Annotated in this window: 11 protein-coding genes and 1 pseudogene; 10 read left to right on the plus strand and 2 right to left on the minus strand. The window is 36.6% G+C overall.

Annotated features, from left to right (window positions below; genetic code table 11):
* Nucleotides 1-114 precede the first annotated feature (114 nt).
* Genes kal through kamE form a run of 10 tightly spaced genes read left to right on the plus strand, consistent with a single transcriptional unit; the run spans nucleotide 115 to nucleotide 9869 of the window.
* Nucleotides 115-501: a 3-aminobutyryl-CoA ammonia lyase gene (kal, locus tag BUB32_RS11480; protein WP_072969501.1), complete on the plus strand. Its 387-nt coding sequence runs from the start codon at nucleotides 115-117 to the stop codon at nucleotides 499-501.
* A gap of 12 nt (nucleotides 502-513) precedes the next feature.
* Complete coding sequence (kce, locus tag BUB32_RS11485) at nucleotides 514-1341, plus strand: 3-keto-5-aminohexanoate cleavage enzyme (protein ID WP_072969502.1); 828 nt, start codon at nucleotides 514-516, stop codon at nucleotides 1339-1341.
* A complete protein-coding gene (locus BUB32_RS11490; RefSeq protein ID WP_072969503.1) occupies nucleotides 1338-2003 on the plus strand; it encodes a CoA transferase subunit A in 666 nt (221 codons plus the stop codon). Before kce ends, BUB32_RS11490 begins: the two co-directional genes overlap by 4 nt.
* Nucleotides 1993-2658 (plus strand): CoA transferase subunit B, encoded by a 666-nt coding sequence (locus BUB32_RS11495; RefSeq protein ID WP_072969504.1) that lies wholly within the window; start codon nucleotides 1993-1995, stop codon nucleotides 2656-2658. Before BUB32_RS11490 ends, BUB32_RS11495 begins: the two co-directional genes overlap by 11 nt.
* Nucleotides 2659-2691: 33 nt before the next feature.
* Nucleotides 2692-3732, plus strand: a complete 1041-nt coding sequence (gene kdd / locus BUB32_RS11500) for an L-erythro-3,5-diaminohexanoate dehydrogenase (protein ID WP_072969505.1) — start codon at nucleotides 2692-2694, stop codon at nucleotides 3730-3732.
* A 34-nt stretch (nucleotides 3733-3766) separates the two neighbouring features.
* A complete protein-coding gene (kamA, locus tag BUB32_RS11505; RefSeq protein ID WP_234949291.1) occupies nucleotides 3767-5020 on the plus strand; it encodes a lysine 2,3-aminomutase in 1254 nt (417 codons plus the stop codon).
* Nucleotides 5013-6035, plus strand: coding sequence for a lysine 5,6-aminomutase reactivase subunit KamB (gene kamB / locus BUB32_RS11510; protein ID WP_072969507.1), 1023 nt, complete (start codon nucleotides 5013-5015; stop codon nucleotides 6033-6035). The genes kamA and kamB overlap by 8 nt, the downstream gene beginning before the upstream one ends.
* Entirely contained in the window at nucleotides 6025-7506 is a 1482-nt protein-coding gene (gene kamC / locus BUB32_RS11515; RefSeq protein ID WP_084727017.1) for a lysine 5,6-aminomutase reactivase ATPase KamC, read from the plus strand. Before kamB ends, kamC begins: the two co-directional genes overlap by 11 nt.
* 3 nt (nucleotides 7507-7509) lie before the next feature.
* Entirely contained in the window at nucleotides 7510-9069 is a 1560-nt protein-coding gene (gene kamD / locus BUB32_RS11520) for a lysine 5,6-aminomutase subunit alpha (protein ID WP_072969508.1), read from the plus strand.
* Nucleotides 9066-9869 (plus strand): lysine 5,6-aminomutase subunit beta, encoded by an 804-nt coding sequence (gene kamE, locus BUB32_RS11525; protein ID WP_072969509.1) that lies wholly within the window; start codon nucleotides 9066-9068, stop codon nucleotides 9867-9869. The genes kamD and kamE overlap by 4 nt, the downstream gene beginning before the upstream one ends.
* A 345-nt stretch (nucleotides 9870-10214) precedes the next feature.
* Here the strand turns inward: kamE and BUB32_RS11530 are convergent, their stop codons facing one another.
* Both BUB32_RS11530 and BUB32_RS11535 read right to left on the minus strand, forming a co-directional pair.
* Complete coding sequence (locus BUB32_RS11530) at nucleotides 10215-11096, minus strand: PhzF family phenazine biosynthesis protein (protein ID WP_072969510.1); 882 nt, start codon at nucleotides 11094-11096, stop codon at nucleotides 10215-10217.
* Between the two features lie 167 nt (nucleotides 11097-11263).
* A pseudogene (locus BUB32_RS11535) lies at nucleotides 11264-11511 on the minus strand (UPF0236 family protein); the annotation flags it as partial.

Consider the following 11511-nt stretch of genomic DNA (forward strand, 5'->3'; position numbering starts at 1 on the left):
CGGACTCCAACAGGGTTCCGAGCACTATTATTTTTATTGGCATATATTTTGCATACAAGAAGTGTGAAATCATTTTCTTAAAATATTCTAAAAGTTAAGGAGGTGGGGACAGTTTTGAAGGCGACAATTAGAGTAAGGATGAGCTTGCATGATGCCCATTATGGGGGAAATCTTATAGATGGAGCAAGGATTTTAAGCCTTTTTGGAGATGTGGCAACAGAGCTTTTGATACGGTACGACGGAGACGAGGGGCTATTTAGGGCTTATGACAGTGTGGAATTTTTGGCACCAGTATATGCAGGGGATTTTATTGAAGCAACAGGGGAAATCGTGGAGATAGGCAATACTTCAAGAAAAATGGTTTTTGAAGCTAAAAAAGTTATAGCAGCGAGGCCAGATATAAATGATTCAGCTGCAGAAGTTTTAGAAGAACCTATAATTGTATGCAAGGCAAGTGGGACTTGTGTGGTGCCAAAAGAGAAGCAGAGGTATAGAAAATAGGGGGAGATGAGAGTGGAAAAGCTTATTATTACAGCAGCTATATGTGGAGCGGAGGTAACAAAAGAACACAATCCTAATGTTCCTTATACAATAGAAGAGATTGCAAGAGAAGCTTATGCAGCTTATAATGCAGGAGCCAGCATCATACACCTTCATGTCCGATATGATGATGGGACTCCAACTCAAAACAAGGAAAGATTTAGAGAAGCTATTGAAGCCATAAAAACAAAATGTCCTGACGTGATAATTCAGCCTTCTACCGGCGGTGCTGTTGGGATGACCAGTGGGGAGAGGCTTCAGCCTATTTATTTAAATCCTGAAATGGCATCTTTAGATTGTGGAACTTTGAATTTTGGTGGAGACGAAATATTTGTAAATACGGAAAATATGATCATTGAATTTGCTTTAAAGATGAATGAAGTTGGTGTAAAGCCAGAACTTGAGGTGTTTGACAAAGGAATGATAGATACGGCGTTAAGGCTTCATAAAAAAGGATATATAAAAACGCCTATGCACTTTAATTTTGTAATGGGAGTAACAGGTGGTATTTCTGGCGAGATAAGAGATTTTCTATTTTTAAAAGAGAGTATTCCAGAAGACAGTACTTTTACTGCTACTGGAATAGGGCGATATGAATTTTCTGTGGCAACCATGGCTATATTAGCAGGAGGCCATGTAAGGGTTGGGTTTGAAGATAATGTATACATTTCCAAAGGAGTATTGGCAAGATCTAATGGAGAGCTAGTTGAAAAAGTAGTTAGGATTGCAAGGGAGTTAGGAAGAGAGGTTGCTACTCCTCAAGAAGCCAGAAAAATTTTGGGGTTAGAGGTGAAGTCATGAATAAGGTTGTAAAGCTTGAGGATTTAAAACCTTTGCTTAAAGATGGTATGACTATGATGATTGGCGGCTTTCTTGCCAACGGTACCCCAGAGAGATTAATAGATCTGCTTATAGATATGAGGGTAAAAGATTTAACTATAATTGCCAATGATACCAGTTTTCCTGACAGAGGTATTGGAAGATTGGTAGTAGCAGGTCTTGTAAAAAAAGTTATAACTTCTCATATAGGTACCAATCCAGAGACGGGAAGACTTATGAATGAAGGAAAGCTTGAAGTAGAATTAGTTCCCCAGGGCACTTTAGTAGAGCGAATAAGGGCATATGGAGCAGGGTTAGGAGGTATTTTGACCCCTACAGGAGTAGGTACGGTTGTGGAAGAAGGAAAGGAAAAGATTACAGTTAATAGAAAAGAATATTTGTTAGAATTGCCTCTTGGTGCGGATGTGGCACTTTTGAAGGGAAGCATTGTTGACGAATTTGGAAATATTTACTACAAAGGAACGACAAGAAATTTCAATCCACTTATGGCGTTAGCTGCTCAAACTGTAATAGTAGAAGCTGAAGAAATTGTAAAAGTCGGAGAGCTTAAACCGGAAGATGTGATGACACCAGGTGTTTTGGTTGATTATATCGTAAAAGGAGGGGAAGACAGTGATAAATAATCCTGAATTAGCAAAAGAAATAATCGCAAAAAGAGTGGCAAAAGAGCTTAAAGATGGGCAATTAGTAAATCTTGGAATCGGTCTTCCCACGTTAGTGGCAAACTACATTCCTAAAGGTGTACATGTAATATTTCAATCGGAAAACGGAATTACTGGAATGGGACCAATGGCTATACCAGGAGAAGAGGATAAAAATATTACGAATGCTGGAGGACAATATGTAACGGTTTTGCCGGGAGCAGCATTTTTTGACAGTGCCTTTTCCTTTGCTTTAATAAGAGGAGGGCATGTAGATGTTACAGTTTTGGGAGGTTTGGAAGTAGACCAGGAGGGAAATTTAGCGAACTGGATAATACCTGGTAAAATAGTGCCAGGAATGGGAGGAGCAATGGACTTAGCGACGGGTGCCAAAAAAGTTATAGTTGCTATGCAACATACTGGTAAAGGACAGCCAAAAATACTTAAAAAATGTAGACTACCTCTAACTGCTAAAGGAAAAGTAAGTCTCATTGTAACGGAGCTGTGTGTTATTGAGGTCACAAAAGAAGGGCTTTTATTAAAAGAGATAAACAAAGAAACTACAATTGATGAAGTCAAGTCTTTAACAGAAGCGAACTTGATTATACCAGATGATGTTAAATATATTGATGTTTAATTTGAATTTGTGAAAGGTAGGAGGTTTTACTGTATGATGGGATGTAAATATGGTACACATAGGGTAATTGAACCGAAAGGAGTTTTGCCACAAGCGGCATACAAGATTTCAAACGACATGGATACAATTTATGATAATGAAATTTTAATAGATGTAATAGCGTTGAATATAGATTCTGCAAGTTTTACACAGCTTAAAGAAGAAGCTGGAGGAGACGTAGAAAAAGTGAAGGCTAAAATTTTGGAAATAGTCAATGAAAGAGGGAAAATGCAAAACCCCGTTACAGGCTCCGGGGGAATGCTTATAGGCCGTGTTGAAAAAATAGGAGATGCACTACTCGGCAAGAGGGACTTAAAAATAGGGGATAAGATAGCGACATTAGTTTCTCTTACACTTACTCCTCTTAGAATAGATGAGATTTTATCTGTCAAACTCGATATAGACAGAGTTGAAATAAAGGGCAAAGCAATACTTTTTGAAAGTGGAATTTATGCTAAACTTCCTGATGACATGGAAGAAACATTAGCTTTGGCTGCTTTAGATGTAGCAGGAGCGCCTGCTCAAACCGCAAAGCTTGTAAAACCAGGTCAGAGTGTTTTAGTGCTTGGAGCTAATGGAAAGTCAGGGATGCTTTGCTGTTATGAGGCTAAAAAAAGAGTAGGACCGACTGGCAAGGTTATAGGAGTTGTGAGAAGAGAAGAAGCAAAGAAAAGATTGGAGGAATTAGACATTTGCCATGAGATTATAATCGCTGATGCGCAAAAACCAGTGGAGGTTCTAAATAAAACTCTAGAAGTAAACGGAGGAAAAGAAGTAGATATTGCTATAAACTGTGTAAATATTCCAAACACAGAGATGTCCACTATTTTGCCTGTAAGGGATGAAGGAATTGCCTATTTCTTCTCAATGGCGACAAGTTTTACAAAAGCAGCTTTAGGTGCAGAAGGTGTAGGAAAAGATATCACGATGATAATAGGAAATGGCTATACAAAAGATCATGCAGAAATCACTCTGCAAGAATTGAGAGAGAATGAAAAGCTGAGGAAAGTTTTTAAAGAAATGTATGCTAAGTGAGGCAGAGGTAAATTAAATGGGGGGATTTTTAAGAATGAGAGTTAATAGGAGATATGAGCTTTTCGGACATGTGTCGGACGAAGAGTGGAACGACTGGAAGTGGCAAATTAGAAACCGAATAGAGACAGTGGAAGAACTTAAAAAATATTTTCCATTGACACAAGAGGAAGAAGAAGCGATTTCTAAGACTTTGCAGACTTTGAGAATGGCTATAACGCCATATTACCTTTCTTTAATAGATCCAAACGATCCAAATGACCCCATAAGAAAGAGAGCGGTTCCTACTATAAATGAGCTTTACAGGGCTTCCGAAGATTTGGTAGATCCACTTAGTGAAGATGTGGATTCGCCAGTGCCGGGGCTTACTCACAGATATCCTGATAGGGTACTTCTTCTTATAACAGACCAGTGTTCTATGTATTGCAGACATTGTACGAGGAGAAGATTTGCAGGACAAACTGATGCGCCACTTCCAATGGATAAAATAGAGAGGGCCATCGAGTACATTGCTAAAACTCCACAAATACGAGATGTACTTATTTCGGGGGGAGATCCACTTACCCTTTCAGATGATAAGTTAGAGAGTATTATAAAAAGGCTAAGAGAGATACCTCATGTAGAGATAATAAGAATAGGTTCCTCAACTCCTGTTGTGCTTCCACAAAGAATAACGCCAGAATTGGTCAACATGCTTAAAAAATATCATCCAATATGGGTAAATACCCATTTTAATCACCCTCACGAAATAACAGAGGATTCTAGAAGAGCCTGCGAAATGCTGGCAGATGCGGGAATTCCTCTTGGAAACCAGACGGTTCTTCTAAGGGGAGTAAATGATTGCGTACATGTCATGAAAAAACTTGTTCATGAATTGGTGAAAATAAGGGTAAGGCCCTATTATATTTACCAATGTGATTTGTCATTAGGGCTTTCCCACTTTAGGACTCCTGTTTCAAAGGGAATTGAAATTATTGAGGCTTTGAGAGGTCATACATCAGGATTTTGCGTTCCTACCTTTGTGGTAGATGCACCAGGCGGAGGAGGGAAAATTCCAGTAGGCCCCAATTATGTAATATCTCAAAGCCATGACAAAGTAGTTCTTAGAAATTATGAAGGAGTTATCACCACATATATAGAGCCACAAAATTATATGCCAGGTCCTTGTGTATACGATGATGAAATACCAGAAGAAATAACTGGTGTTGCGGGTCTTCTCCAGCAAGACAAAATTGCTACAATAGAGCCTCAAGAATTAGAAAGGAAAAAGAGAAGGAGATTAGATGAGTAAAATACTTGAATTGCTGAAGGACTATCGCACCATTTCTATAATAGGCATGGCAAAAAATGTAGGAAAAACTACAGTGCTAAATTATATTTTGAGTAAGGCCAGGGGTAAATATACCCTTGGTCTTACCTCAATAGGAAGAGATGGAGAAGAGTATGACCAAGTAGCTTTTTTCCCCAAACCTCGAATTTACATAGCTAAAGGTAGCTATATAGCAACAGCGAAAGAGGCTTTGCTAAACAGCGATATTACTAAAGAAATAGTTGCAACTACAGGATTTGATACTCCAATGGGAGAAATAGTAATTGCTAAAGCATTAAGCGATGGTTATGTAGATTTAGCAGGACCATCTATAAATAGTGAAATGACAAAAGTATGTAACCTTCTTTTGAAATTGGGTTGTGATAAAGCTATTATAGATGGAGCCTTAAGTAGAAAAACTCAGGCTTCTCCTTCTGTATCTGAAGCTACAATACTGGCTACAGGAGCAGCTTTGTCCTATGATATGGAGGAGACGATTAGAAAAACAGCTTTTACTGTGAAACTTTTGTCTATAGAGGCAGAAAAAGATAAAGAAATTTTAAAATTGGCGCAAAATATTTTAGATAACTCTCGTTTGGGTTTTATATACAAAGATAAGCGTTATAAAAGGATAGAACTACCTACAGCTATAGATTCTTCTAAAGAGATTGTTGTAAATTTAGAAGGGGCCACTCATGTAATTATAAAGGGAGTGGTCTCTGATAAATTAATTGAAGATGTGATGAGAGGTACAGATAAGTATAAAGGAGTAGTGTTTCTTGCAGAAGACTCTACAAAGCTTTTTTTACAAGAAGAAACATTTTTAAAGTTTCAAAAGGGTGGTGGCATTTTAAAAGTACTAAAACCAGTAAATTTAGTTTGCGTTACTATAAATCCTGTCTCCTCTTTAAATTATCAGTATGACAAAAAGGAGTTTTTAGAGAGATTAAAAAGAGAAATCTCTATCCCTGTATTTGATGTAATGGGTGGTGATTAATATTAAATTTTTGACAGAAAAAGAAAGAGAGCAAATAGGCTTTAACTATATAATGGCTAGATTGCAGGTTATAACTCCTTATGGGAAAGAAGAGATGAAAAATGCAAAGCCTTTTAAAAGAGAGGAAAAAGAAAAAGTTATAAAAGAGTATGACTATATTGAATTAATGAGAGGGAGTTTAGAAAAGCACAAAGAGTTGTTTTATAAAATTTTAAAAATACTTTTTAAGATAAAAGATATAAGAAATAGTGTAAAAAGGTGTAAAACTGGCGAAATTTTAGATGAAGTGGAGCTATACGAAATAAAAATATTTTGCCTTTTGAGTGAAGAACTGCGCACTTTTATGGAAAGATTAAAGATTGACATAGAAGATATAAAGCTAAAATCGGTAAAATCTATTTTAGATTTACTTGACCCTCAAAAAAAGAGGATTGCTACTTTTCACATTTATGATGAATATTCACAAAGGCTTAAAGAAATAAGAGAGAAAAAAAGGGAAATTGAAAGACAAATATTTTTAGAGACAGAAAAGGAAAAAATCGAAAAGCTAAAGGAAAAAAGATTAGAGATAGTGGTTTTAGAGCAACAGGAAGAGTTAGAAGTTAAAAAGAGGATTTCTAAAGAGTTGTTTAGCTACACCAGTATATTAGAAGCTAATATAAAAGCTATAGGTCGTTTTGATTTTTTGATGGCAAAAGCTAAATTGTCAATGGAATATGGAGGAATAAAACCCAAGATAAATGAAGACTTAGAGATTAACTTTACGAATGTAATAAATCCTCAGGTTTCAGACATTTTAAAGGCTCAAGGCAAAAAATTTACTCCAATAAGTTTAAAGATAAAAAATGGAACTACTGTTATAACAGGTGCCAACATGGGAGGAAAAACTGTAGCATTAAAAACTATCACTCTTAATCTTTTATTAGGCATAATGGGGTTTTTTGTATTTGCTGAGGAAGCTTCCTTTCCTATTGTAGATTTTATACATTTTGTTTCTGAGGATTTACAGTCTGTATCAAGAGGATTAAGTAGTTTTGGAGCGGAAGTTATTAAATTAAAAGAAATAATAGAGGATGTAAAAAAAGGAAGTGGGTTTATTGCGTTGGATGAGATAGCGAGAGGAACAAATCCGGAAGAGGGATTGTACATTGTAAAAGCTATTTCAAAGTATTTGAATAGCTTTCCTTCTATAACCCTATTAGCCACCCATTATGACGGTGTGGTAGAGGAAAATATGATTCATTATCAAGTAGTGGGACTGAAAAATATTGACTTTGAAATGTTAAAACAAAAAGTTAGCATGAATAGAAACAGTTCGATAGAAATTCTTCAAGAATATATGGATTACAATCTGGAAAGGGTAGATTCTTTTTATGAAGTTCCCAAAGACGCTTTGAACATTTGTAGAATATTGGGCTTAGAAGAAGAAGTTATAAAACTTGCAGAAAAGTACTATAAGAAGGAGGGTTGATATATGAAAAGCAAGCTTAATTTAAATTGGGATATAGTCAATAAGGCGAGAGAGTGCGCAAGAAATATTGCAGAAGATACACAAAAATTTATTGATGCCCATACTACTGTTGCAATTGAAAGAACAGTATGTAGGCTTTTAGGAATAGATGGAATAGATAAGATGGGAGTTCCTCTTCCTAATGTTGTGGTTGACAACATAAAAAATGGAGGGGGGCTTTCACTTGGGGTAGCTTTTTTTATAGGTAATGCTATGCTTTATACAGAACTTACTCCTCAACAGATAGCTGAAAAAGTGGGTAGAAATGAGCTTGACCTTACTAAAATGCCGATGGCGGATTTGTTTGATATAAAACTAGCTGTTCAAGAGGTTGCGGTAAAAACTGTTGAAAAGATAAAAGAAAATAGAAGGAAAAGAGAAGAACTTTTGAAAAAATACGGTGAGAAAGAAGGTCCTCTTCTCTATTTGATTGTAGCAACAGGTAATATCTATGAAGATATTGTGCAGGCACAGGCTGCTGCAAAGCAGGGAGCAGACGTAATTGCGGTAATTAGGACTACAGGACAGAGCCTTTTAGATTATGTACCTTATGGAGCAACTACTGAAGGATTTGGAGGTACTTACGCTACACAAGAGAATTTCCGCCTTATGAGAAAAGCACTTGATGAGGTTTCTGAGGAATTAGGCAGGTATATAAGGCTTTGCAATTATTGTTCTGGTCTTTGTATGCCCGAAATTGCGGCTATGGGGGCTTTAGAGAGATTAGATGTTATGCTAAACGATGCTCTTTATGGGATTCTTTTTAGAGATATAAATATGAAGAGAACAATTATAGATCAATATTTTTCAAGAATTATAAATGGTTTTGCAGGAATTATTATAAACACTGGAGAAGACAATTATTTGACAACTTCTGATGCTTATGAAGAGGCTCACACAGTTTTAGCTTCTCAGCTTATAAATGAGCAATTTGCTCTTTTAGCAGGGATTCCAGAAGAGCAGATAGGATTGGGGCACGCTTTTGAAATGAACCCTGACCTTAAAAATGGATTTTTATATGAACTTGCGCAAGCACAGATGGCAAGAGAGATATTTCCTAAAGCTCCTTTAAAATACATGCCACCTACAAAGTATATGACAGGGAATATTTTTAAGGGACATGTGCAAGATGCTTTATTTAATATTGTGACTATAATGACAAAGCAAAAGATTCACCTTTTGGGTATGCTTACAGAAGCTATACACACGCCTTTTATGTCTGATAGGGCTTTGTCTATTGAGAGTGCAAAGTATATATTCAACAATATGGCAGATATAGCAGATGAGATATACTTTAAAGAAGGTGGAATAATCCAACAGAGGGCTAATGAAGTTCTTATTAAGGCTTATGAGCTATTGAGGGAAATTGAAAAGGAAGGACTCTTTAGAACATTAGAGCAAGGTAAGTTTGCAGGAATTAAAAGGTCAATGAATGGAGGAAGAGGTTTAGAGGGAGTTGTAGAGAAAGACCCAAACTATTTTAATCCTTTCATAGACCTTATGCTAAGAGGTGATAGACAATGAGCAGTGGGCTTTACTCTACAGAGCGGAAAGATTACGATAAAACCCTTGATTTGACCAAAGTCAAACCCTATGGAGATACGATGAACGATGGAAAAGTTCAATTAAGCTTTACTTTACCTGTACCAGATGGAGAAAAAGCAGTAGAGGCGGCTAAGCAACTAGTAAAGAAGATGGGACTGGAAAATCCAATGGTGGTATATCATACACCTTTGGACAAAGATTTTACCTTCTTCATAATATACGGAAGCCTTATTCACACTGTAGACTATACTTCTATACATGTAGAGACTATAGATATCAAAACTATGACAATGGAAGAAGTTAATGAATACATCAAAGAACACATAAAGAGGAAAATTGTGGTAGTTGGTGCCACAACAGGAACAGATGCCCACACCGTCGGACTGGATGCCATTATGAATATGAAGGGATATGCAGGTCATTATGGGCTTGAGAGGTATGAGATGATAGAAGCCCATAATCTTGGGAGCCAAGTTCCCAACGAGGAATTTGTTAAAAAGGCGATAGAACTCAAAGCAGATGCGCTTTTGATTTCTCAAACAGTTACACAAAAGGACATTCACATAAAAAATTTGACTCATCTTGTAGAGCTTCTTGAAGCAGAGGGAATAAGAGATAAGGTGTTGCTAATATGTGGCGGCCCTAGAATAACTCATGAGCTTGCAAAGGAATTAGGGTATGATGCAGGTTTTGGACCAGGTAAATATGCTGATGATGTGGCGACGTTTATAGTAACTGAAATGGTCAAAAGAGGAATAAAAGGCTTAAGAGATATATAAAAGAAGGAGGCTATAAACACAGCCTCCTTCAGACTGTAGACAAACTTTCGTAAAGGAGATATTTTGCATAAGGAGTGACTTGTGACAAAGCGGCAACAAAACTTAGCAAGACCGAGGGTGGAGGTAGGGCCGAAGCCAAGGATGGCGGAGGCGGGCACCTTAAGGCAAGGAAGCCGATTGTGCCCGGTACCCTGCCGGAGCCCGAAGGTCGAGCTTAGTTTTGTCGCTTTGGAACATCGGAGCGACGATGCAAAATATCTCCTTTTGAATATTTTTTTGCTTTGTCAACGAACTGAGGAGGCTATAAAACACAGCCTCCTTTTATTTTTGTATTTTTTTATTGTTTTATACTACCCAATTTCCTTTTATTAGAATGCGTGCAGAACCGCCAACGAGTACTTTGATATCTTTATCTTTTTTCACTAATTTTGCATATATTTTTGATGGTCTTCCCATGCTTTCACCCTGATGGATTAAATAAATTTTATCCAACTCATTAATTACATTATGAAGGTATAGATAATAAGTCAAAGCTCCATTTGCTGTTCCTGTTGCAGCTTCTTCATTTATTCCATAAAGAGGTGCAAAGTCTCGACAGTCAGCCACAGCTTCTTTTTTGTCAAGAGTGAAAACATGAATGCTTACGGCGTTTTTTTCTTTTGTGAGTTCTGCTATGGCAGAGTAATCAGGATTTATTTCAAAAAGTGCTTTTTTTGTTTTAACAGGTACTATTATGTCCCAAAGGCCTGTAGAAACTAATTGAGGTTTTAAATTATATAGGGAATCTCCGATCATTTCTGGAGCAATATTTAATGCTTGTGAAATTCTTAAGATATTTTCTTCGCTGTCTAATATTTCTCCTGCTTCTGGTGCCGCTTGCTCTAACATAATTTTGTCTTCCTCAATGTATACAGGCAAATCTCCTGCTAAAGTATGCATGGTAACTACAGTATTTGGTTTAACAAAGTTAAGCTCTTTTAAAACTGTGAAAGATGCGATTGTCGCATGGCCACATAAAGCGACTTCTGAAGTGGGTGTAAAGAAGCGGATGTTGTAACTATCATTTGTCAGTTTTTCTAAAAAAGCTGTTTCTGAATATCTTAGTTCGGTAGCCAGATTTTGCATAAATTTTTCATCCACTTTTTCGCCTTTTTCTAACAATACTACTCCTGCAGGATTGCCACTAAATTCTTTGTTTGTAAAAGCATCGACAATAAAAATTTGCATAAAAAGTCCCCCTCTAAATATTAATTTATTTCGAATAATTATAATATAGCACAGTAGTTAAAGTTTTCAAGTTTCCATTTGTATACGATAGTGTCAAGATACTGTAGGATATTTTTAAGACAACCCCTGTAACTTACTTAATTCAGGGCTTCGTCTTATCATGTTCTTTATATGACTTGCGCGTATTTTATTGCTCTTAAAATCCTATATATTGGCGTTACTTTCCCTATATTCAAAACTGTAATATTATTTATCTTTTCATTTGTAGACGTTTTAATTCTCCTTACCGCCTCTTTTATTTGCTTCTTCGTTAATTTGTAACTTTCTGCATTTATATTCTCTCTCTTACCCCATTCTATTTCTCTTAGATCTCCTCCATTCTTGCTGAATACTCTTAATTTCGCCATTAACTTTA

It is taken from the genome of Thermoanaerobacter uzonensis DSM 18761, assembly GCF_900129115.1.
Lineage (GTDB): Bacteria > Bacillota > Thermoanaerobacteria > Thermoanaerobacterales > Thermoanaerobacteraceae > Thermoanaerobacter > Thermoanaerobacter uzonensis.

Excerpts from the sequence above, each read along its gene's own strand:
- BUB32_RS11490 (WP_072969503.1), top strand. The coding sequence starts at position 1,338 with ATGAATAAGGTTGTAAAGCTTGAGGATTTAAAACCTTTGCTTAAAGAT.
- kdd (WP_072969505.1), top strand. The coding sequence starts at position 2,692 with ATGATGGGATGTAAATATGGTACACATAGGGTAATTGAACCGAAAGGA.
- kamA (WP_234949291.1), top strand. The coding sequence starts at position 3,767 with ATGAGAGTTAATAGGAGATATGAGCTTTTCGGACATGTGTCGGACGAA.
- kamB (WP_072969507.1), top strand. The coding sequence starts at position 5,013 with ATGAGTAAAATACTTGAATTGCTGAAGGACTATCGCACCATTTCTATA.
- kamD (WP_072969508.1), top strand. The coding sequence starts at position 7,510 with ATGAAAAGCAAGCTTAATTTAAATTGGGATATAGTCAATAAGGCGAGA.
- kamE (WP_072969509.1), top strand. The coding sequence starts at position 9,066 with ATGAGCAGTGGGCTTTACTCTACAGAGCGGAAAGATTACGATAAAACC.
- BUB32_RS11530 (WP_072969510.1), bottom strand. The coding sequence starts at position 11,096 with ATGCAAATTTTTATTGTCGATGCTTTTACAAACAAAGAATTTAGTGGC.